Genomic DNA, 20,612 nt, shown 5'->3' on the forward strand with positions numbered 1-20,612 from the left:
GACTAGTGTCCCAAAGCGCCCATTTGCTGCGGCAGATACAGCACCACGATGGGCACCAGCACGATCAGCGCGAGGCGGAAGATATCGGCGATCCAGAACGGAGTGACGCCACGAAATATGGTGCCGGTCGAGACGTCACCCACCACGCCTTTCAGAATGAAGACGTTCAGGCCTACGGGTGGCGTGATCAGCGAGATTTCGGTGACAACCACGACGACGATGCCAAACCAGATTGGGTCATAGCCCAGAGACGTGACCAACGGGAAGAAGATCGGAACCGTCAGCAACAGCATCGAGAGAGATTCGAAGACGCAACCCAGAATGATGTAGATACCAAGGATCATCAGGATCACGACAAACGGAGCCACATCATAGGCGGTCACCATCGCGATCAGGGCTTCGGGCAAACCGGCCAGATTGATGAAATTTGAGAATATCTGAGCGCCAATCAGCACCGCAAACAGGGCAGACGCGGTAAAGCAGGTCTCTTTCAGCACCTCGAATGTCGAGCCAACCGTGAGACCCCCACGAAAGAGTGCAATCAGAAAGGCCCCAGCGGCCCCCATACCTGCGGCCTCGGTGGGTGAGAATGTCAGGTTTAGGGGCTCAAAATCGAAGGCTCCATAAAGCCCGCCAATAACTAGGAAGAACAACAACAGCACAGCCCAAACCGAACCCAGCGCGCGGATGCGTTCGGACCAGGTGGCGCGCTCGCCTGCGGGCCCGGCTTCGGGGTTACGCCAGACGGTCCAGCGCACAGCAAAGAGGTAGAACAGAATGCCGAGGATGCCGGGGATGATGCCCGCCATGAACAATTTCCCGATCGAGGTCTCGGTCAGCAACCCGTAGATGACCAGAATGACCGATGGAGGGATCAGAATGCCAAGCGTACCACCGGCGGCAATCGAGGCGGTCGAGAGTTCATCGGAATAGCCGTAACGCCGCATCTGCGGCATCGCGACCTTTGACATCGTGGCGGCGGTTGCCAGCGACGATCCGCAGATAGCCGAAAATCCGCCACAGGCCGCAACCGTTGCCATGGCAATACCACCGCGCATGTGGCCAAGAAAGGCGTTGGACACCGCATAAAGCTCGCGCGCCATGCCGCCCTTGTTCACGAACAGGCCCATCAGGATGAACAGCGGCACAACCGACAGACCATAGTCCTGCGCAGTGTCGGTGATCTGTCGGCCCACCATGGACATGGCAGCCTTCATCCCGCGCTCATCAAAAATCGAGCCGCCACGCTCATAGGCAAATCCCAATGTGCCCACCAGACCCATGGCAAAGACGATAGGAAGGCGCACCAGCACCAAGATCAATACAATCGCAAATCCGATTAGCGCTGCGGTCATTACATAGGCTCCGACAGTGTATTTGGGGCGAAGGCCTTTAGCAGCCCAGTGGCGATCATCACCAGTGCAGTGATGGCAACAGACAGGGTAATGAACCAGCCGATCAGGTAGGTGGGGATTGAAAGATATTCGGTTACATCCCCATAATCCCGCGCACGCTCGGCCAGGACCCAAACGCGTTGGACCGGCCAGAACAGCATGATGCCGCTGACCACATAGATCACAACGTCCCGCGCACGCGACAGATGCAGACGGTGGAAGAACCCGTCTGTCAGATCGACCGCGATATGGCCATTGGTGGTGGAGACGATCGGGAGGACAGAAAACACCAGAATTGCCATCAGAATGCGCGTCAGCTCGGTGGCGGCCTCAATGGGCGCATTGAAGACCGAACGCAGGATCACGTCGCAAAAGGTCATTACCATCAGGATAAACAGTGCAATGCAGGCCACGATCACGGGAAGGGCGCTGGCACGGCGCACAAGCTGAATAATAGGGGTCATGGGAAACTCGCGCAGGGTAAGTCAGGGCGGCGCAAGAGCCGCCCTGCAGTCGGATCAGTTCGAGGACATTTCCGATTTGATCATGTCATATGCGGCTTGAGCGTCGACTCCTGTTGCGTCAACCTCGGCGATGACCTTGCCGCGGATGTCTTCGGCGATGGCCGAGAACTTCTCCATATCCGCGTCAGTGGCAGCGTTGATGGCATTGCCCTCCGCCGCCTCGGTTGCCTCACGTCCAGTGGCGTCGATCTCATCCCAGATTTTGCCGATCTCACGGCTCAGCGGTTCACCGAATACGTTTTCTTCCAGCGCCGTCTGCAGCTCGGGTGGCAGATCTGCGAAGGTGTCTTCGTTCATGATGAATGCAAACGAACCACGATAGAGGCCACCGGGCATCTCATAGACGTTCTGCGCAACCTCGGTCAGCTTGAAACCCTTGCGCGATTCCAGTGGCATGACCACGCCGTCAGCGGCTTTCGATGCCAGTGTTTCATAGACTTTCGGAGCGGGCACCTGAATGCCGGTCGCGCCAAGCGCCGCACCAACGTCTCCGCCAACGCCACCCGGGATACGTACTTTTAGGCCCGAAACCTCATCCAGAGTGGTTACTGGCGCGCTGGAATGCAGCTGCGCGGGTCCATGCGTGTGCAAGGCGATGACTTTGACACCACGATGCTCGTCAGCAGCTTTCAAGTACTTGTCGTAGGCGCGCCAGTAAGCAACCGAAGCGTCCTCGGCCGAGCCTTCGTAACCAGGCAGTTCGATCAGCTTGGTGGTGACGAAGCGTCCCGGTTGATAGCCGTGAAAGATAATCGAGGCATCGGCCGCGCCATCCATAATCAGGTCCATCTGCGCAGGCGGTGGAGCGATACCTAGCTTAAGCTCTGCGGTGACCTGCCCGTCAGTGGCCTCCTCTACCATTTCGACGAATTTGGGCCACATCTTTGCGTTGATGCCGTGGGTGGGTGGGGCCCAGCTGGAAATTGTCAGGGTGTAGTCAGCCGCAAAAGCAATGGTGCCGGACACCGCCAAGGTTGCAGACGCCAACAATGTGGTGAGCTTGGTGAATTTCATGACCGGGTCTCCTCCTCAAAATCGCAAGTCGTGAATGTGTTAATGGTACGTTTTGTAACTATCAACGACGAGAAATGCTGTTCCGCCCGCTGGCCAAAGTGCATTTCCGATCGCCGAGTCACAAACGGCTATAGAATTTATTGACCAACCGTTCGGTTTATGCAAGAAGTTTGTTGTAACTTATGAAAAGCGAACCGGGCATGTCCGACACGATTATTTCGCAGAATATGGGTCAATGGGTTGAAATTACACTCAATCGCCCTGATCGCCTGAACAGTTTCACGGATGAGATGCACTATGCCCTGCGCGCTGCACTTGAGGCCGCGCGTGACGGTGGTGCCCGAGCGGTGCTGTTAACCGGCGCGGGGCGCGGGTTCTGCGCAGGGCAGGATTTGGGCGATCGAAACCCTGCCACGATGGAGGGTCCGCCGGATTTGGGCTATACGGTTCGCACCTTCTACGCGCCTTTGGTCCGCCTGATCAGGTCCTTGGAATTACCTGTTGTCTGCGCCGTCAATGGCGTTGCCGCCGGGGCGGGTGCGAATCTAGCCTTGGCTTGTGATGTGGTACTTGCCGCTGACTCCGCCAAGTTTATCCAATCATTTTCCAAAGTGGGCCTGATACCTGATACCGGCGGCAGTTGGCATCTGCCCCGTTTGCTGGGTGAAGCCCGAGCCAAAGGGCTGGCCCTGACTGGGCAACCCCTGCCAGCAAAGCAGGCTGCGGATTGGGGGCTGATCTGGAAAGCAATTCCAGACGCTGAACTATTGACCGAGGCGCGCGCACTAACGGAACAGTTCGCCAATGGTCCGACGCTGGGACTTGGCCTGACGAAACAGACGATACAGGCGGCTGCCACGAATACCCTGACCGATCATCTCGAGATTGAGGCGGACGCAATGAAAACCTGCGGCGAAAGCGTCGACTATGCCGAGGGCGTTACTGCGTTTCTGGAAAAGCGCGCGCCAGTATTTCGGGGAGAATGAGATGACGCCGAAGGAACGCGCACAGAAAGCCGCTGCTGCCATGTGGGGGCGGGACAATGCCTCGAAATGGGCAGGCATGGAACTGGTGGAGATGGATGAAGGCGCTGCGACGCTGGCGTTGCAGGTGGCTGACCATCACTGCAACGGGCACGGGATCTGCCATGGCGGCGTGACATTCATGTTGGCCGACAGCGCCTTTGCCTTTGCCTGCAATAGTCGCAACCAGTCCACAGTCGCCCAGCACAATGTGATCAGCTACGTCGCGCCCGCGCGATCCGGTGATCTGCTGACGGCCCGCGCAACGGAACTGAGCCTGACAGGGCGCAGCGGCATCTATGACGTATCCATAACCAACCAAGCCGGACAAAAGATCGCAGAATTTCGGGGCTTTTCCCGCGCGGTCAAAGGCCCGGTGTTTGACGAGACCTGAGATGAGGGGGATGGCATGAAGGATCTTACTCCGAACAAGGCGGATCTTGATCCGATCGAGATCGCCTCGATTGATGAAATCCGCAACCTACAGTTGGATCGCCTGAAATGGTCGCTGCGCCATGCTTATGACAACGTGCCTATGTACCGGCAGCGGTTTGATGAGGCCGGTGTGCATCCTGACGACCTTCAGTCCCTCAGTGATCTGGCACGGTTTCCGTTTACCTTCAAAAACGATCTGAGGGAAAACTATCCCTTTGGTCTGTTTGCAGTCCCGCGTGAGCAGATCATTCGTGTTCATGCCTCGTCGGGAACCACGGGTAAGCCAACCGTCGTAGGGTATACGCAAGGCGACATAGACAACTGGGCGGATCTGGTGGCGCGGTCGTTGCGTGCCAGCGGTTTGCGCCGGGGCGACATGGTGCACAACGCCTATGGCTATGGCCTGTTCACCGGCGGTCTGGGCGCGCATTATGGAATCGAACGTCTGGGGGCCACGGTCGTCCCGATGAGCGGCGGGCAGACCGGCAAGCAGGTCGACCTGATCACTGACTTCAAACCTGACGGGATTATGGTAACACCATCCTATATGCTGAACATTCTTGAGCAGTATCACAAGATTGGACTCGATCCGCGCGAAAGTTCCTTGGCTGTCGGCGTCTTTGGCGCTGAACCTTGGACGGATTCGATGCGCTCCGAGGTTGAACAGGCTTTCGATATGCATGCCGTCGATATCTATGGCCTGTCCGAGATCATGGGACCGGGCGTCGCCAATGAGTGCGTCGAAACCAAAGATGGGCCCGTGATCTGGGAAGACCACTTCTACCCCGAAATCATCGACCCGCAGACCGGCGAGGTCATGCCTGATGGTGAGATTGGTGAACTGGTCTTTACCACGCTGACCAAAGAAGGTCTTCCGATGATCCGCTATCGCACCCGTGACCTGACGCGGCTTTTGCCCGGCACGGCGCGGTCGATGCGTCGGATGGAAAAGATCACGGGCCGCTCGGATGACATGATTATTCTGCGGGGTGTCAACGTCTTCCCCAGTCAGATCGAGGAGCAGGTTCTGGCAACCGGCGGTCTGGCACCCTACTACCAGATCGAACTTTATAAAGCTGGCCGGATGGACGCGATGCGCGTGCATGTCGAAGCTACGCCGGATGCAGCCGATGAGCTGAGCAAAACCGCCGCTGCTCGGATGCTATCTCGCCGGATTAAAGAGGTGGTTGGCATCTCGACCGAGATCGATATAGGCGAGCCGGGCGAGGTAGAACGCTCACAAGGCAAGGCCCGGCGCGTGATTGACAATCGGGACATCTAAGCGACAGACGGAGGGTCAGGATTTGGCGCGCACGATAGCAAAAGACCACGACCATAAACGAACTCGCATCCTAAAATGCGCCGCCCGCGTCTTCGCGCAGGAAGGATTTGATCGGGCGTCAATGTCTCAGCTGGCGCGGGAGTGCGGGATATCCAAGGCCAATATCTATCACTACTACGACAGCAAGGACGCCATTCTGTTCGATATTCTCGACAGTTACCTGCTGCAATTGCGTGACCAGGTTTGCGGCTTGGACCTTGATGGGATGGAACCCGCGGATCGCTTGAAACGGGTGGTGCGGGAAATCCTACTGGCCTATCAAGGCGTGGATGATGAGCATCGCGTGCAAACCAGCGGCATGTCCGCATTGCCCGAAGAGCAGCAGAATCTGCTGCGTGGCTATCAGAGGGATCTGGTGGTGTTCGTCAGTGACATCATCGCCAGCATCTCGCCTGCAACTTTCAAGGATGATGCGGCAAAGCTTCGGGCCACGACCATGTCCGTTTTCGGAATGTTGAACTGGTTCTACATGTGGAATGCCGGGGCGGATGCCAACGCGCGCAGCGATTACGCCGCGTTGGTAAGCAATCTGACATTATCAGGTGTTGATGGCCTTTGAACCCTTGTTGGCACAGAGTTGATTTGGCTCTTCGGTCAGGATGAGGTTCAATAAGGGCGGAGGTTACCCATGCAACGCCCTGATCGTTTCGATAAATTCTATTTCGCCAAAGTAGGTCTGGGCGAAGCCTGTGGCTGCGCCGAGCGGGTGATTGACGTTTTTGAGTTCAATCGGAAATGTGGTGCTAAGGCCCGGCAGTCATTGAAGAAAGATCGGCGAAAGCGTCGCACGCTTCGCGGTTTGGCCGTGAAGTATGGGTTGCTGAGCCGCAAACGCCAACCTTGAAAGCTAGGGTACTTCAAGTCCCAGCTTTTCGACCTGTTCGGTCGCTTTTACTGTCCACTGATCTTTCATCTCAATCCCGGTTAATTGCCGCAGCCCCAGCTTGCGGAGCGTTTCGGTTTTCTCGGCTGTGCCCGCCCCAAAACTTGCCGCGACCCGGGGCCACCAATAGTCGACCGACGCTTGCATTTCTGCAGCCTTTCCCTGTTCGATCAGCTTGCCCGCACCCTCAAGCGCAAGCTCCCCATGGCGCGCCTCGATCGGGGAAATCTCGCGGAAGGCCTCGGCCAGAGGCTGATAGGATATCTGCGAAAACTGAGCCAGTTGGACGTCAACCGCCAGGCTCATCAGCAGGTTCATAACCACGGCATCTTCCCATCCTTCGATCGGATAGTTGAATACAGCAAGTCGCATGTCGTGTTCGGACCGCGTAGCCCCGATATCCGCATCACGATCCAGACGTGTGGTCCAGGGATGGTGATTTGCATAGCGGTCAGTGTTGGCTCCGAACTCGCCCATGATTTTCAGGACACGATCTGCGTTGTCGGTCTTTTCCAGCACAATCTTGGCCGCCGCGATGCGTTCCTTGATGCCCGGGCCCAGATTTATGATGTCGGCAAAGCCCGCTGCGCCGGCCAGTTCGCTGTCCACGAAGGTCGCCATCAGTTTCATGAGCTCTGCACGATAGCGCGGAGGCACGTTGGTTGGATTACTCAGGACACCACCCGCTGCCAAATAGCTCTCGATTGTCATGTCTTCAGCCATCATTCCCTCCGTCTACTGATCGTAGTCCACGACAACGGTGTCGGTCATCGGATAGGCCTGACAGCTCAAGACGTATCCTTTCTCGACTTCGTAGTCTTCCAATGCGTGATTGGCGACCATCTCGACCTCGCCCTCAAGCACCCGGCAGCGGCAGGTTGAACAGACCCCGGCCTTACAGGCGTAAGGCGCGTCCATCGCATTCTCCAACGCGGCATCGAGAATCGATTGATCCTTCGGCATGGTGATCGTTTGCGTTGCCCCGTCCATGGTGATTGATGTTTTGGTCTGGTTGTCCTGAGATGCCGTGTCCGCCCCGCTCACTTTGCGCTTGACCCGACCGGGTTGAGCGCTGGCGAAGAGTTCAAACTTGATCTGCCCGTCGTTCAGCCCATGCGCCCGCAGGGCTGAGGCAATGCCCAGCATCATCGGCTCGGGGCCGCAGATAAAAGCCGTGTCGACGTTCTGAATATCGATCCAGTGTTCAAAAAGTTCGGCACATTTGTCTTGCGTGACCAGACCGGTAAAAAGATCGATTTCCTGCGCGTCTGTTTCCAGAATATGGATCACGTTCAAACGCCCCATATAGAGGTTCTTGAGGTCCTCAAGCTCCTCTCGGAACATGATCGTGTTCACGCCCTTGTTGGCATAAACCAATGTGAACCGCGAATGTGTTTCTCGGGCGAGCGTCGTCTTCAGGATCGAGAGAACCGGCGTGATGCCCGACCCACCCGCAAAGCCCAGATAATGCTTTTCGGCGGAGGGATCGATTGCGGTGTAAAAGCTGCCCATCGGCGGCATCGCCTGCACCGTATCGCCCACCTTTAGATCGGAGTTGGCCCAGGTCGAGAATGCGCCGCCATCCACGCGCTTGATCCCCACCTGCAGAATGCCCTCATCCTTGCCCGCGCAGATCGAATAGGACCGGCGCAGTTCTTCCCCGTCGAAATCGCGGCGGAAGGTCAGGTACTGGCCTTGGGTAAAGTCGAATTCATCGGCTGAACCGTTTACAGGTTTCAACGTCACGACCACCGCATCGCGGATGGTTTTGTGAACATCGGTAACTTCCAGATCATGAAAGCGTGCCATCCGGTGATCCTCCCTCAGATGCACTTGAAATAGTCAAAAGGTTCCAGGCAGTCGGTGCAGCGCCAATGGGCCTTGCAAGGGGTCGAGCCAAACTGGCTGACCTTTTCAACCGCCTTGCTACCGCAATGTGGGCAGCGTTCAGGTCCACCTGCAGGCTGCGGCGGGGCGATGCCGTAATCCTCGAGCCGAGCACGGCCCTTGTCGCTGAGCCAATCGGTGGTCCAAGCCGGTGCGATACTTGTCTCGATCCGCAGATCGTCGATTCCATGATCACGCAGCGCAGTTTCGATATCCATGCTGATGACCGAGGTCGCCGGGCAGCCCGAATAGGTCGGCGTGACGGTAACCGTCAGAGTGTCTTCATCCCATCGCACATCGCGTACAATGCCCAGATCGACGACCGAGATCACCGGAATCTCAGGGTCTGGTACAGCGTCCAGCCATTCCCACACCTGATCCGTTGAAGCCCGCATTGATCCTTACCACTTCGCGCCGGGATATGCGCGCTGCAACCACTGCATCTGTGTCAGAAGATGGCCCAGATGCTCGGTATGCATGCGACCGTCGCGCCCGCCCTTATGGGCAAAGCGGCTTTCGGGAATGGTTAGTGTCGCCTCGGACAGCACACGCTCAATCAGAGCGTCATATTCTGCGCGCAGATCTGCCGGGTTCGGGGCAATCCTCGCCGCAACCATTTCTGCATCAACATCGTCACTGGCAAACATCTCGCCGACATATGGCCAGAGATAGTCCAGCGCCTCTTGCATGCGGGCATGACTTTCCTCGGTCCCGTCGCCGAGGCCCACAACCGTATCGCCCGAACGTTCGAGGTGATAGCTAACTTCTTTGCTGGCCTTGGCGGCGATCGCCGCAACACGTTCGTCAGAGGATTTCATCAGATGCCCCAGCATGATCGAATGCCAAGCATCAAACAGGAACTGACGCATCAGCGTGCGGCCGAAGTCGCCGTTCGGCACTTCGACCAGCAGCACATTGCGGAAATCCCAGGCGTCGCGCAGAAAGGCCAGATCATCGGCGGATTTGCCGCCGTCGATCTCACCCGCAAGACCCAGCCACATCTGAGTCTGACCGATCAAGTCCAGCGCGGTATTGGCCAGCGCGATGTCTTCCTCCAGCACAGGCGCATGGCCGCACCATTCGCTGACGCGATGGCCGAGGATCAGGGTATTGTCCCCCATCCGCAGCAGAAACTGCAGCAAAGCGTCATTGGAAACCGGAACACTCATTACATCGCCCCCACTTCTTCGGGAATATCGAAGAAGGTTGGATGGCGGTACACTTTGCTTTCGCTGGGCTCGTACAGCGGACCTTTGTCGCTGGGCGATGAGGCCGAGATGTTGTTGGCCTCAACCACCCAGATCGAAACGCCTTCGTTGCGGCGCGTGTAGACATCGCGCGCGTTCTTGATCGCCATTTCCGCGTCCGGGGCGTGTAACGACCCAACATGGCGGTGGCTCATGCCATGTTGTCCGCGGATGAAGATTTCCCACAGGGGCCATTCGTTGTTCATTTGGTATCCTCCTCAGGGCAGTCTTATTCTGCAGCCAGATTTGCGGCGCGTTTCTTGCGGGCATGAGCCAGCAGCCCGTCGCGAACCCATTTACCGTCGTCCCACGCCTTGTTACGCGCGGCCAGCCGGTCGACATTGCAAGGGCCGTTGCCCTTGATCACATCGAAAAACTCGGACCAGTCCGGGTCGGTGTAATCATAATGGCCCCGTTCTTCGTTCCATTTCAGGTCCGGGTCAGGGATACTCAGACCCAGATATTCGGCCTGAGGCACGGTCTGATCCACGAATTTCTGGCGCAGCTCGTCATTGGTGTTGATCTTGATCTTCCACGCCATGGATTGCGCCGAATGCACGCTTTCCTTGTCCGACGGCCCGAACATCATCAGCGACGGGTACCACAGTCGATTTATTGCATCCTGCGCCATCTTACGCTGCTCTGGCGTACCCTCTGCCATCTTGCGGATCGCATCATAGCCCTGGCGCTGGTGAAAGCTCTCTTCTTTGCAGATGCGGATCATTGCGCGCGAGTATGGTCCGAAGGACGTCCGCTGCAGCGGAACCTGGTTCATGATCGCGGCACCATCGACCAACCATCCGACCGCGCCGATATCAGCCCAGTTCAGGGTCGGATAGTTAAAGATCGACGAGTATTTCATGCGCCCGTCCAGCAGCATCTCGGTGATCTCATCCCGGCTGACACCCAGCGTTTCTGCCGCGCAATAGAGATACAGCCCATGCCCGGCCTCATCCTGCACCTTGGCCAGCAGGATCGCCTTGCGCTCCAGCGTTGGCGCTCGGGTGATCCAGTTTCCTTCGGGCAGCTGGCCTACGATTTCAGAATGTGCGTGCTGGCCAATTTGACGGATCAGTGTCGCGCGATAGTCGTCGGGCATCCAATCCTTGGGCTCGATCTTGATATCGGCGTCGATCTTGTCCTGAAACGCGCGTTCCTGCTCGGTCATCTCCTCGCGGGATTTCACGCCGGATCCGGCTGTTTTGATCATCTGAGCGTACATGTGAGGTCTCCTCCCTTACACACGTTCAAGAATAAGTGCGGCACCCTGCCCAACCCCGACACACATGGTACAGAGCGCGTAGCGGCCTCCGGTGCGGCGCAGTTGATAGGCAGCAGTCATCACTAGCCGCGCACCGCTCATTCCAAGCGGGTGGCCAATGGCGATTGCCCCGCCATTTGGGTTCACATGCGGCGCATCATCGGGCACCCCGAGTTCGCGCAGCGTGGCTAGGCCCTGCGAGGCAAACGCCTCGTTTAATTCTATCACATCCATCTGATCGATGCTGAGCCCAGCCCGTGCAAGCACCTTACGGCTGGCTGGAACCGGGCCGATGCCCATCACGCGCGGCTCCACCCCAGCAACGGACATGCCAACCATACGGGCAATCGGGGTCAGATCGTTCTTTGCCGCAGCAGATTCATTCGCCATCAGGATCGCTGCCGCGCCGTCGTTAACACCCGAGGCGTTTCCAGCGGTCACAGTCTTGTCCACCCCATTGATGCCCTTTAGGCCAGACAGTTTCTCTGCTGTAGTCCCCGGTCGCGGATGCTCGTCCGTGTCGACCACCACCGGGTCACCTTTGCGCTGTGGGATTGTGACCGGGGTGATCTCCTCCTGAAACACCCCGGTCTGGTGCGCCGCGGCCCAGCGGGCCTGGCTGCGTTCGGCAAACGCGTCCTGATCGGAGCGACTGATACCATAAGCTTCCGCTACGTTATCCGCTGTTTCGGGCATCGAGTCGATACCAAATTCCTTTTCCATTTTCGGGTTCACAAAGCGCCAGCCGATCGTGGTGTCGTAAACGGCATTGGCACGAGTAAAGGCGGATGTTGCCTTGGGCATCACAAATGGCGCACGCGACATGCTTTCGACCCCACCCGCGATCGCCATGTCATAATCCCCAGCCTTGATGGCGCGCGCAGCCATGCCCACCGCATCCATGCCAGACGCGCAGAGCCGATTGATTGTCGTTCCCGGTACATCCACCGGCAGCCCTGCCAGCAACGCCGCCATCCGCGCCACATTGCGGTTGCTTTCACCGGCTTGGTTCGCATCGCCATAAATCACGTCGTCCAGACTGGACCAATCCACCTGTGGGTTACGCGCGACAAGCGAAGCGATTGGCAGGGCGGCAAGATCATCTGTGCGCACCTGGCTTAGTCCACCACCATATCGTCCGATCGGGGTGCGCTGGGCGTCGCAGATAAAGGCGTCCATAGGTCGATTACTCCGAATTTGAATTCACATCATTAAGTGACCGATAGGTCGGTTAATAAGCCTCTCATCGATTCGCAGCAAGCTTTATGTTACTTCATCTACGTTTTCCTGCTTTTTCCGTAACGCTTTGGCTTGCTGCGAGTAACTTGGTCGTGTGAAACGTAGTCTTTGCCGGCTTACCATCTGCGCCGATGCCGTCTCAGACCTTTGATAAGGGTTCCTTCAACACAAAATTTGACAAATCGAAAACGTACTTAGACCGCTTCGAATAGGCAGTTTGAAATGTTGCCATTCTGAGATTGGAGTTCCGGTAAACGTTTGTATCTGCGGCAGACATCGCACCAGATTGTCTGGTTTTGACCTATAGCGTTTAATGAATGACACTTAACAACTTTCGTCGCAAAAGCCGCCTTCAGTCATCGACAATCATCAAGTTAACTTTGAAAAGAAGCGTTGAATGCTCAATGCACAGAAGCCGAGACGACATCCATCATTCGCAGCTGTCTATCGGAGATCAAGTTGATCCCGTTAGAACGGAAGTATGCAATTAAACTTGTCGAGGAACTGTCGGTGTATTTGCGTTGGTTGAGATTCAAAACGAACAAAGCCGCCCTGCGGCGGTCTGTTCGGTGCTTTGTTCGACCCAATTGCTTGCGGTAGGGCGCAACCACCGATGCCGAACGCAACTGAAATGCCAGGTATAGGCGGTGATTACAACGGATCGTCGCAACACGTGCGTTGAACCGTTTTGCTGGCGTTTGCTTTTTTGCATTTCAGCATTCGAAGTGCGAGCACAAAACAATGACACGGAAGTTAACAACCTATTCGTAGAAGCGGTAGAGCTTTACCGGCAGTCAAAAAAAAGTGTCTGGAAACGCCAAGTTAGAGGCATACAAAAAAGTCCGGAGTCTCTTCGTGAAGATTCTGAGCGACTGTACTGAATTAAAGCCTGCAAGAGGGGCGGCCCGGGAGGGTCACCATTGCCAGCCTTCCCAACTCCAGACCGAAAAGATGGAACGATTTGAAACGCGAAATTGATCGGGTTTTCAGGTCAGATACGATAACGGCACGGGGGCGAATGAAACCGCAGCGGACGCTGCATTTTGCGCGCATCTTGCGTGGCGGCTATGATGCCGCTGAACCCAATCAATTCTTAGAGCAAAGAGGCTGGACGCTTTTATATGCTTACAAAGCGATCGTGCTCTTGTCGGTGATGTGACCGCTTCTATCACTTGACGAAGCACACTATGGGCCTAGCTATGCGCATTTGTTTTGCACACGAGACCAAGCAATTTGGAAAGCTCAACACACCACGCATGGTCTAGCCCAAAATCATAGTTCTCGGCCTAGCGGCACGAGACGAGGCTGAGATTCACGCTATTGCCGAATAAATGACCGTTATTTTTATATCTGATGCTGTGTTTGGCAGTTTACTTGGTTTAGTTGCTAAGAATGAAGCTTCCGGCGAAAACAAAATGCCCAAGCGGCAACTGTACGTCGCACTGCTACAAATCCAGTGCAGCGAATGCTGAATTGTGCTAACCTTACACCGCTATAGCGGTTTGCTCATTGCGTGAACGTTTTGCCGTCCAATCGCACTTAGCTGATTGCTGTTGTTTTTAAGTCTTTGCTTTTTTGTCGTTAAGTTTTTCAGGGAGAGTTTTATGATCAGTAGTCTTTGCACGGCCTTTTTTAGCAAGGCTCGTTACGGAACTCCGATGTGTTTATTGGTTTCATTGTCCATTGCGACGGATGTTCGCGGTCAGGACAACGACATCGTGACGGTTCCAGATGTTTTCTACAGTTATCTGTCCGAGAAAAAAGATGCTGAAGGTAACCACGTAAAGGAGCCCTTTGACCTTAAAGAGCTTTCCGACCAAATAAGCGAATTGGGCCTAAGTTCCGAGTCCGCATTTGCGATAAATGCTTCGGCGGAGAATGATTACAGAATGTTGAAGGAAGATGTTGTTATCAACATTCTGAGGGATCAAAGCGATAACCCTGGATTGAAAGCCCTTGGTGACTCACTGGGGTATTTTGAAGATAAAGATGGAGATGGAGATGAAGAACTGCACGGTGGTGGAGCGCAAGCCGCGGCAGCGATAGAAATGTTAACAGTTTCCGACATTGGCGCAAAAAAGTGCAAGGCGCTTCCGCCTATCCCACCAGATGTGGGCAATTCAAATAACAAATGGGAAATCTATAAGACGGCTATTTTGGGTCGTAGTTCCATGACTGCCGTCCAATACGCTTTTGATCAAGACGCGAACGAGGGCCTTGGTCGTGGCCAATTCGACATAAGAACCACCAAGTTTGTCCTATGTCGTAATCTACTTACGAACGACATAGAGGGCATCCCAATCAATGTGCGGTGGGTATTCAATGTGAATGGCCAAAGCCTGAAAGTCGAAGAATCAGGCGGCTTTTCAAACCCGCCGCCCAATGGTGGTTCGTATCAGCAGCGGTTTATTGCAAGAGGAACGGGAATTCAGCTTGTACTTATGCAAATTGACGGCACGGCGCTGCCGCCCAACAACCCTGCATACCTGATTGTAGGGAATGCCTGTATCGACATTTGGTTCGTGGATAAGGTTAATGGTTTTGACATTTCCGTGCCGGCGTCGCTGCCAAACGCAGGTGTGTTTTGTGCGGGCGGCTATTGCAAGGGCGTTCCACCGGGTTTGGATGCGACGCGATAGGTCAATTCTTCTCGCACGCCAAAATTGAGGCATCGAAAAAACCGAGATGCGCTCATGTGAGCGCAGCGAATGGCACTTTGGACTTTGTGACCTGCGGTGGTGATCGCGACTTACGCCGTTAATCAAGAGAACTGGCGACTAGTTCATGTTGACAAATGGCGAAGCCAAAGTCGGTTGGACTCTATGTCTATGATATCCCAGGAAGCTTTCTGCGGCCTTGTGATAGCGGATCGCGACACGTCGAGCGTTTTTGAGCCTGTTAAAGCAGCGCTCGACCCGTTTTCGCGGACGGTAGAGTGAACGGTCGACACCAACGCGCATCTTTGTGTTTTTCCGTACCGATATCTGGTTCATCACAACTCGATTATTATTCATCTGTCTACGTGTTTTGTCAGCATCATAGCCGCGATCTGCTATCAACACGCGCGGCTAAGGCAGATTGTCTACCTTTACCAAATCGAAACCACGATAATCAGATGTCCAACCCGGTGTGATATCGGTCCTCATATGCAAGCCAGTGTGCGTTTGCGAGCAGGTGGGTCACACGCCCATTCTGAAAGAGAACATGCGAGCAGGTCTGGACCTTCCTACTCGCGTTCTTTCCTTCGATCAGAATGATCGCCTGCGGATCTGCTACACCGGCTCCCAGTTTCTTGAAGTCCGGCATGGGTTCACAGACGCCTCTGCGTTGCGTGCATTTCAGAGCCAGATGAAGGACGATCAAGCGAGAAAAGCCCCGCACAGGACCCTTCACGTGCGTAGTTATATCCAGCTTTCTACGGGACATCGCTGGTGGAGCCTTCGACATGGAAGTTCATGCCGGCTCGCCTAAAAGGGCAAATGCAACGTTCGCGAAGTAGAAAAAACGGCGCCGGCTGAAACACGCAACGCGCGACAGGGTCGCCAAACTCACCGCTCTGTCAGCGCGTGTTCACGATGGGCGGTTTTGAACAACGACCGAGGCAATAGTGGACACCGGCCGCGGCGTTGGGTTTTAGTGTCATTGGTACGCCCGTTTCCTCCGGGAACATCATGTCAATACAGGCGGTCCCGTTATCCGCAAAGATCAGGGGGATACGATTCAGACTTCCGGGTGGAACTGTGCTTTGATCGAATTTTTTCCATTTTGCGCGGCCCTTGCCAAGCTCCCAATTCGCTTCCCAATAGTTGACGATTTTGATGTCCTGTTTCGCGGCATAAAGCTTGTATTCGAACGGCTCCGCCATGGCAGCGCTGACCTTCAGTTCTGTCGCATCAAAGGCTTTGTGAAATACACCTTTTATCGCGTCTTCTATAGTTTTTTTGTCGACCCTGGCGTTCCCGGCCTCGACGTGGAAGTACTGGTAACGAACTGCTGGCGTCAGCCTTCCAGCACGCGAGACTGCGGTTCGCATCAGGACACAGAGACGAAGGTCGCCGCTTGATTTTGCATACGGACCATCTGCGCCGCCCGAATAATAATACCCGGCGAGCCTAGAGTCGTGCAGACATTTGTCCAATATCTGCCCCTTGACCGAAACTGTCCTTGTGCCGAACAGGTTCCTGTTGTTCGCAACCCTTACAACCGGCTCGGTTGCGACCCCGGAAAATCCGCCGTAGTCACGGACAACCGACGCACGGTTAATGGCAGGACAAAACTCCTGCTGGGGATCGCAAGGGGGCTCACTGAGCTGCGACAGGAGCCTTTTGAAATCCGCTTCCGTGAACTCTTTCACTGGCTTGGGCGGGTCTTCCAGATTCTTGTTAGGAGATACTCCGCCCGCGACCACCTTCTGGTCGGGCAGGTTGATCGTGTTGAATGATGATCCCTTCTCGTCTTCCACTACATAGGAACAACCGGAAAAAAGAGCGACAATGCAAGTTAACAGCAACATACTTAAACTGGGTCTTTTCATAATTTACTCCGACAACAAAATTCGAGTAATGCCAGAACCGTAGCACGTTCGGTTTAAAAAATCTAAGAATTCCCCCGGTTTGCGGGAAAATGTGGACTGTGAACGGGATTTCGGGTTGCAGGGTGCAGCGTGGTCAAACGGCGGGATGGGCCTTAATCTTCTTTTCGATTGTATCGGTCAGCCGTTCATGGAACCTGATGGAGGAGACCGCAAGAATCTCACGGGCTTTGGACATTTCCACGGCGGCTTCTTCCGGATCACCCTGATGGAGCAAGGCATCCGCAAGCAGGCTGTGCGAGAAGGCAACGATCTGACCCGATCCTGTCTCCACATATTTTTCAAGCCCGTCCCGTAGGGTCTTGACACCCGTTGCTTCGCCACATCTGGTCTCGGCCCATCCCACAAGTACGGCGGACCAGTGTTCCCAATACTTGAATTTCTTTCTTTTGCTGGTTTCGTACGCTTCCTTGGCAAATTCTAGACAGGGTGCGGGCTCACCGTAGGTACAGTAAATGGACGCGATAATGCTCAACGCGTAGCAGCGGGAGAATTCGCTGCGTTCGGCGCGGGTTTTGGCTATCGCCTGCTCCAGTTCCGAGCGCACCTTGTCATCTTCAGGGTCCTGCAGAGTGCGTGCCCAGCAGCGCATCACCATATCGACAATTTCCGTATCCGCTGGATAGAATCGGTTGATTTCGCTCAAGTCGCACTGGGCGCGATGTTCAAGTGCACGGTCCAGATGAGAAATCGCCTGGTCGAATTCGCCCCTAAGCAGCGAAGCCAAGCCGCTATTGTGTTCGCTTAAGGTGTGCAAAGCGGCATTGGGGTCATCGGCCAGCATGTCAGTCATTTGTTCGCAATACGGCCAGGCCGCATCGGGGCGGCCACCGATCAAGTGTTCACCTATGAGCTGGTGGAGGTTGGTAAAAGCCACTTCGTGATCGCCACTTTTCTCGTTAAGCGCGATCAGCTTTTCCAGATTTCTTGTGATGTCGGGCGAGCCCCAGCTGCGCATTTCAAGGGCGACGGCGAGAGACTGGCGCAATTTGATCTCGATCTGGTCGGACGTTTCGTGGTGCTCAAGCCTGTCGTGCGCCTCGATCGCGGCGCTCATCTGGGCAATTGCTTCGTTGCTGGCATAGTTGCGCAGGCTCAGCTTGGCAGCTTCGTGCCACCGATCCCGCGCTGCGTCGAATTGTTCCGCCTTTTTGTAGTGCAGCGCCAGAATTTCGGGCTGACGTGCGCAAAGGTTCGCAAAACGCGCTACCATGGTTTCGGCAATGCGGAGGTGCAGACTCCTTGCCTGTTGTGGTAAGATCGCCTCGTAGGCGACATCGCTGATCAGGGCATGGCGGAAAGAAAAACTGCTTTCGCCTCCTTCAAATTTCTCCACCATGGTCTGTGCGCGTGCGAGGTTTTGAAGCTCTGACAGGATTTCATCGACCGGTCGCCCAGCAACGGCGGCGACGAGATCACTCGTAAAGCCCTGTCCCAGAGCGGCACAAATTGAAATCGTGTCCGGTGCGACGCTCAGATGGTCGAGCCGGACCCGGAGCAGGTCCTTCAAGTTCGACGGGAATAGTGTTTCTTGTTTCAAATGGCCGTCCGGCCGAATTGAACCCGCGGAGCGGGCCAGCATACTCACCATTTCCTCAACAAAGAGCGGTACGCCTTCCGAGCGGGTGATGATGGTTTCCATAAGCCCGTTCAGTGCCATTCCGTCGCTCATCAGTGCTTCGAGTAGCTGCGCTGTTTCGCGCGTGCCCAAACTGGGCAACGACAATGTGGTGACCTTGGGCAGGTTCGACCACCTTGGTGTGTATTCAGGGCGGTAGGTGCCCAGTACCATAACCCGCAGATTGCCGATTCGCTCCAGCAGGTTGTTGAGCAACTCTTCGGAAGAGGGATCGATCCATTGCAGGTCTTCGAAGAGGATAAAGACAGGTTTTTTGAGCGAGGCGCGTTCGACGTAGTTTTGCAGGATCTCAAAAGTGCGCGTTTTAATCTCTTCGGGCGCCACAGGCGGGCGTTGCTCCGGCGCACCGAAAGAAAGCAGGTTGGAAAACAGTGAGGTCACTTCGTCTGAGGCGTTGCCGCGCTCTTCCAGAAACGTTTTCAGTTTGGATTCACGCTCTTTGAGAGTGTCGTTTTCCTTAAGGCCGACAGCATTGATGATATGTGACTTTATTGGAAAGAACGAGCTGTTTTCATGGTAGGGTGAGCACTGGAAGCTGAGCCTCTGGCCCATGGGGAGAACGAGCGTTTGCTGTATTTCTTCTGCTAGACGCGACTTTCCGAGCCCCGCCTCGCCAGAGAGAAATATTGCCTGTCCTTCGCCACGGCAGGCGGCGTTCCAGCGTCTGCGCAGCAAGTTGAATTCGCCTTCACGTCCAATCAGGGGGGTTAGCGCGCCGTGTATCCGCTTCTCGAAGCGTAGCTCTGTCTTTCGAGATTCTTTGACCAGCCAAACACTTACAGGGCTCGAAAATCCTTTCAGTTGGTGTTTGCCGATCGAAGTGCAGCGGAAGTTGTACCCCAAAAGCCGCCGCGTTCGCCCAGATATGGCAATTTGCCCAGGATCGGCCAGCGCCTGAAGGCGGGCGGCGAGGTTGGGGATATCCCCCAGCACGAAACTGTCGACCTGTTGTGTGCCGTGCATAATGTCTTCGAGCAGAACATCGCCGGTCGCTATGCCAATGCGCACGGACAGTTTTTCTAGCGGGGGAACAGGGATCACGCTCACTTTTTCGATGATTGCAAGTGCCGTGAGCACTGCGCGCTCTGCATCATCTTCGTTGGCTACCGGGTGACCGAAGTAGGCAACCACCCCGTCACCGACGAATTGAGCGACATAGCCGAAATTCTCCTTGATCGCTTCGGCACAGAGGTTCTGAAAGGCCTTGAGCGAGTCTCGATACTGCTCGATCCCCAGTTCCTGCACGAGCCCTGTCGAGTTGACCAAATCAACGAACATGATCGTCATCTGACGCAACTCGCCGATGGACCTTCGCGGCCGTTCTGTCGCGATTTCGAAGGCGGAGGCGGATTCCTGAAAACCGACAACGTCGGGGTCTTCCCTCTCCTCCGGCAGCGCCCTCATCGCTTTGAGAAGTCGTTTGCTATCGCCAAGCGCGATGCCAAGGCTTGCGAAATCCTGCTCAGAAAGCTCTCCGATGACGTCTAAATCAATGGAATTGGCTTCCATCACGTCGAGGTATTTTTCCAACTTCAGAGATTCGAGCCATGACTTTAATGTAAGCATCGGCAACGGGCCCTTCACTTCTCTACGGTTCTGGCAGGCCGGTTAACGCGAAGCCAATCCCGGATTAATGAAGCCAACAAGAACTCGCGCCAAATGTCAAAGGATGTGCGCTGTTTGTGCCGGAAGCACAACTACTACTTGAAGGCGCAGTTGCCGAACGGGTTAGACGTCGGTTGAAAGAAGACGCGATCCGGGATTTGAAGATCAATGACCACGATACGGTAAAAGAAGTCCGCGAGCGCGTGAGCCACAGTTTTCGTATTCAGCAAAGTCTGGGATTTGGGACTCGGCGCAATTTCGGCAAAATCTATATGTTCAAACGCAATCCCGATCAAACGATACGGGTGTTCCACCCAACGGAACAAAGACACCTGCGACAACCGGTTGACGATCAAACTCAAGTAACTCGAAGACTGTGTTCTCTGAGGCGGCTTGTTCGACAGTGATGGTATCGGAAGCAGGATTTGAACCTACGACCTTCATGTTATGAGCCTGGCGAGGTTTGATCGTTAAGCAATTGATCGGGGTGATCAATTGTAGTCTGCACGGGCTGCTCTGGGATTTTCTA

At 55.3% G+C, this 20,612-nt stretch carries 21 protein-coding genes and 1 pseudogene; 8 read left to right on the top strand and 14 right to left on the bottom strand.

The features are described 5' to 3' along the window. Nucleotides 1–2: 2 nt before the first annotated feature. The 3 genes from ACR0L9_RS13955 to ACR0L9_RS13965 are packed head-to-tail and all read right to left on the bottom strand — an operon-like array spanning nt 3 to nt 2,932. Nucleotides 3–1,355, bottom strand: coding sequence for a TRAP transporter large permease (locus ACR0L9_RS13955; RefSeq protein ID WP_170397698.1), 1,353 nt, complete (start codon nt 1,353–1,355; stop codon nt 3–5). Further along, a complete protein-coding gene (locus tag ACR0L9_RS13960; RefSeq protein WP_170397701.1) occupies nt 1,355–1,858 on the bottom strand; it encodes a TRAP transporter small permease in 504 nt (167 codons plus the stop codon). The genes ACR0L9_RS13955 and ACR0L9_RS13960 overlap by 1 nt, the downstream gene beginning before the upstream one ends. A 54-nt stretch (nt 1,859–1,912) precedes the next feature. Then, nucleotides 1,913–2,932, bottom strand: a complete 1,020-nt coding sequence (locus tag ACR0L9_RS13965) for a TRAP transporter substrate-binding protein (protein ID WP_170397704.1) — start codon at nt 2,930–2,932, stop codon at nt 1,913–1,915. 200 nt (nt 2,933–3,132) lie between these two features. On the opposite strand from ACR0L9_RS13965, the gene paaG reads away from it, so the two are divergent. The 5 genes from paaG to ACR0L9_RS13990 all read left to right on the top strand — a co-directional run bounded on the left by paaG (nt 3,133) and on the right by ACR0L9_RS13990 (nt 6,575). Continuing rightward, on the top strand, nt 3,133–3,918 hold the full coding sequence (paaG, locus tag ACR0L9_RS13970; protein ID WP_170511238.1) for a 2-(1,2-epoxy-1,2-dihydrophenyl)acetyl-CoA isomerase PaaG: 786 nt from the start codon (nt 3,133–3,135) through the stop codon (nt 3,916–3,918). A 1-nt stretch (nt 3,919) separates the two neighbouring features. Then, entirely contained in the window at nt 3,920–4,348 is a 429-nt protein-coding gene (gene paaI / locus ACR0L9_RS13975) for a hydroxyphenylacetyl-CoA thioesterase PaaI (RefSeq protein ID WP_170397710.1), read from the top strand. A gap of 15 nt (nt 4,349–4,363) precedes the next feature. Then, on the top strand, nt 4,364–5,671 hold the full coding sequence (gene paaK, locus ACR0L9_RS13980) for a phenylacetate--CoA ligase PaaK (protein ID WP_480895892.1): 1,308 nt from the start codon (nt 4,364–4,366) through the stop codon (nt 5,669–5,671). A gap of 22 nt (nt 5,672–5,693) precedes the next feature. Further along, nucleotides 5,694–6,290 carry a TetR/AcrR family transcriptional regulator gene (locus tag ACR0L9_RS13985; RefSeq protein ID WP_170397716.1) on the top strand — a complete coding sequence of 199 codons (597 nt, stop codon included), beginning with the start codon at nt 5,694–5,696 and terminating at the stop codon, nt 6,288–6,290. A gap of 69 nt (nt 6,291–6,359) precedes the next feature. Then, the gene (locus ACR0L9_RS13990; protein WP_170397719.1) at nt 6,360–6,575 is read left to right on the top strand and encodes a hypothetical protein; all 216 of its coding nucleotides are present in this window, start codon (nt 6,360–6,362) and stop codon (nt 6,573–6,575) included. Nucleotides 6,576–6,578: 3 nt separating this feature from the next. Here ACR0L9_RS13990 and ACR0L9_RS13995 read toward each other — a convergent pair whose 3' ends face one another. The 7 genes from ACR0L9_RS13995 to pcaF are packed head-to-tail and all read right to left on the bottom strand — an operon-like array spanning nt 6,579 to nt 12,188. Further along, complete coding sequence (locus ACR0L9_RS13995) at nt 6,579–7,337, bottom strand: Phenylacetic acid catabolic protein (RefSeq protein ID WP_170511542.1); 759 nt, start codon at nt 7,335–7,337, stop codon at nt 6,579–6,581. A gap of 12 nt (nt 7,338–7,349) precedes the next feature. Next, nucleotides 7,350–8,423: a 2Fe-2S iron-sulfur cluster-binding protein gene (locus ACR0L9_RS14000; RefSeq protein ID WP_480895893.1), complete on the bottom strand. Its 1,074-nt coding sequence runs from the start codon at nt 8,421–8,423 to the stop codon at nt 7,350–7,352. 14 nt (nt 8,424–8,437) lie between these two features. After that, entirely contained in the window at nt 8,438–8,896 is a 459-nt protein-coding gene (gene paaD / locus ACR0L9_RS14005) for a 1,2-phenylacetyl-CoA epoxidase subunit PaaD (RefSeq protein WP_170404686.1), read from the bottom strand. 6 nt (nt 8,897–8,902) lie between these two features. Continuing rightward, complete coding sequence (gene paaC, locus ACR0L9_RS14010) at nt 8,903–9,670, bottom strand: 1,2-phenylacetyl-CoA epoxidase subunit PaaC (RefSeq protein ID WP_170734231.1); 768 nt, start codon at nt 9,668–9,670, stop codon at nt 8,903–8,905. Continuing rightward, a complete protein-coding gene (gene paaB / locus ACR0L9_RS14015) occupies nt 9,670–9,954 on the bottom strand; it encodes a 1,2-phenylacetyl-CoA epoxidase subunit PaaB (protein WP_170404692.1) in 285 nt (94 codons plus the stop codon). Before paaB ends, paaC begins: the two co-directional genes overlap by 1 nt. Nucleotides 9,955–9,977: 23 nt before the next feature. Further along, the gene (gene paaA / locus ACR0L9_RS14020) at nt 9,978–10,970 is read right to left on the bottom strand and encodes a 1,2-phenylacetyl-CoA epoxidase subunit PaaA (protein WP_170397736.1); all 993 of its coding nucleotides are present in this window, start codon (nt 10,968–10,970) and stop codon (nt 9,978–9,980) included. Nucleotides 10,971–10,985: 15 nt separating this feature from the next. Beyond that, the gene (gene pcaF / locus ACR0L9_RS14025) at nt 10,986–12,188 is read right to left on the bottom strand and encodes a 3-oxoadipyl-CoA thiolase (RefSeq protein ID WP_480895894.1); all 1,203 of its coding nucleotides are present in this window, start codon (nt 12,186–12,188) and stop codon (nt 10,986–10,988) included. A 1,078-nt stretch (nt 12,189–13,266) separates the two neighbouring features. Between pcaF and ACR0L9_RS14030 the strand changes: the two genes are divergently transcribed. The 3 genes from ACR0L9_RS14030 to ACR0L9_RS14040 all read left to right on the top strand — a co-directional run bounded on the left by ACR0L9_RS14030 (nt 13,267) and on the right by ACR0L9_RS14040 (nt 14,887). Then, nucleotides 13,267–13,407, top strand: coding sequence for a hypothetical protein (locus ACR0L9_RS14030; RefSeq protein WP_480895895.1), 141 nt, complete (start codon nt 13,267–13,269; stop codon nt 13,405–13,407). 172 nt (nt 13,408–13,579) lie between these two features. After that, nucleotides 13,580–13,720 carry a hypothetical protein gene (locus tag ACR0L9_RS14035; RefSeq protein WP_480439611.1) on the top strand — a complete coding sequence of 47 codons (141 nt, stop codon included), beginning with the start codon at nt 13,580–13,582 and terminating at the stop codon, nt 13,718–13,720. 132 nt (nt 13,721–13,852) lie between these two features. Next, nucleotides 13,853–14,887, top strand: coding sequence for a hypothetical protein (locus ACR0L9_RS14040; protein WP_480895896.1), 1,035 nt, complete (start codon nt 13,853–13,855; stop codon nt 14,885–14,887). Nucleotides 14,888–15,030: 143 nt separating this feature from the next. Here the strand turns inward: ACR0L9_RS14040 and ACR0L9_RS14045 are convergent. The 4 genes and pseudogenes from ACR0L9_RS14045 to ACR0L9_RS14060 form a co-directional block, all read right to left on the bottom strand. Further along, nucleotides 15,031–15,403, bottom strand: a pseudogene (locus ACR0L9_RS14045) (transposase); the annotation flags it as partial. Between the two features lie 404 nt (nt 15,404–15,807). After that, the gene (locus ACR0L9_RS14050; RefSeq protein ID WP_170734236.1) at nt 15,808–16,782 is read right to left on the bottom strand and encodes a hypothetical protein; all 975 of its coding nucleotides are present in this window, start codon (nt 16,780–16,782) and stop codon (nt 15,808–15,810) included. A gap of 133 nt (nt 16,783–16,915) precedes the next feature. Further along, complete coding sequence (locus ACR0L9_RS14055; RefSeq protein ID WP_480895898.1) at nt 16,916–20,044, bottom strand: adenylate/guanylate cyclase domain-containing protein; 3,129 nt, start codon at nt 20,042–20,044, stop codon at nt 16,916–16,918. A gap of 315 nt (nt 20,045–20,359) precedes the next feature. Then, on the bottom strand, nt 20,360–20,612 hold a 253-nt coding region (locus tag ACR0L9_RS14060), incomplete at its 5' end, for a hypothetical protein (protein ID WP_480895899.1).

This window comes from Ruegeria sp. I3 (assembly GCF_056532525.1).

Excerpts from the sequence above, each read along its gene's own strand:
- ACR0L9_RS13955 (WP_170397698.1), bottom strand. The coding sequence starts at position 1,355 with ATGACCGCAGCGCTAATCGGATTTGCGATTGTATTGATCTTGGTGCTG.
- pcaF (WP_480895894.1), bottom strand. The coding sequence starts at position 12,188 with ATGGACGCCTTTATCTGCGACGCCCAGCGCACCCCGATCGGACGATAT.
- ACR0L9_RS13965 (WP_170397704.1), bottom strand. The coding sequence starts at position 2,932 with ATGAAATTCACCAAGCTCACCACATTGTTGGCGTCTGCAACCTTGGCG.
- ACR0L9_RS14040 (WP_480895896.1), top strand. The coding sequence starts at position 13,853 with ATGATCAGTAGTCTTTGCACGGCCTTTTTTAGCAAGGCTCGTTACGGA.
- ACR0L9_RS13990 (WP_170397719.1), top strand. The coding sequence starts at position 6,360 with ATGCAACGCCCTGATCGTTTCGATAAATTCTATTTCGCCAAAGTAGGT.
- ACR0L9_RS13995 (WP_170511542.1), bottom strand. The coding sequence starts at position 7,337 with ATGGCTGAAGACATGACAATCGAGAGCTATTTGGCAGCGGGTGGTGTC.
- ACR0L9_RS14050 (WP_170734236.1), bottom strand. The coding sequence starts at position 16,782 with ATGAAAAGACCCAGTTTAAGTATGTTGCTGTTAACTTGCATTGTCGCT.
- paaD (WP_170404686.1), bottom strand. The coding sequence starts at position 8,896 with ATGCGGGCTTCAACGGATCAGGTGTGGGAATGGCTGGACGCTGTACCA.
- paaC (WP_170734231.1), bottom strand. The coding sequence starts at position 9,670 with ATGAGTGTTCCGGTTTCCAATGACGCTTTGCTGCAGTTTCTGCTGCGG.
- paaB (WP_170404692.1), bottom strand. The coding sequence starts at position 9,954 with ATGAACAACGAATGGCCCCTGTGGGAAATCTTCATCCGCGGACAACAT.
- ACR0L9_RS14030 (WP_480895895.1), top strand. The coding sequence starts at position 13,267 with ATGAAACCGCAGCGGACGCTGCATTTTGCGCGCATCTTGCGTGGCGGC.
- ACR0L9_RS13960 (WP_170397701.1), bottom strand. The coding sequence starts at position 1,858 with ATGACCCCTATTATTCAGCTTGTGCGCCGTGCCAGCGCCCTTCCCGTG.
- paaA (WP_170397736.1), bottom strand. The coding sequence starts at position 10,970 with ATGTACGCTCAGATGATCAAAACAGCCGGATCCGGCGTGAAATCCCGC.
- paaK (WP_480895892.1), top strand. The coding sequence starts at position 4,364 with ATGAAGGATCTTACTCCGAACAAGGCGGATCTTGATCCGATCGAGATC.
- ACR0L9_RS14000 (WP_480895893.1), bottom strand. The coding sequence starts at position 8,423 with ATGGCACGCTTTCATGATCTGGAAGTTACCGATGTTCACAAAACCATC.
- paaG (WP_170511238.1), top strand. The coding sequence starts at position 3,133 with ATGTCCGACACGATTATTTCGCAGAATATGGGTCAATGGGTTGAAATT.
- paaI (WP_170397710.1), top strand. The coding sequence starts at position 3,920 with ATGACGCCGAAGGAACGCGCACAGAAAGCCGCTGCTGCCATGTGGGGG.
- ACR0L9_RS14035 (WP_480439611.1), top strand. The coding sequence starts at position 13,580 with ATGACCGTTATTTTTATATCTGATGCTGTGTTTGGCAGTTTACTTGGT.
- ACR0L9_RS14055 (WP_480895898.1), bottom strand. The coding sequence starts at position 20,044 with ATGCTTACATTAAAGTCATGGCTCGAATCTCTGAAGTTGGAAAAATAC.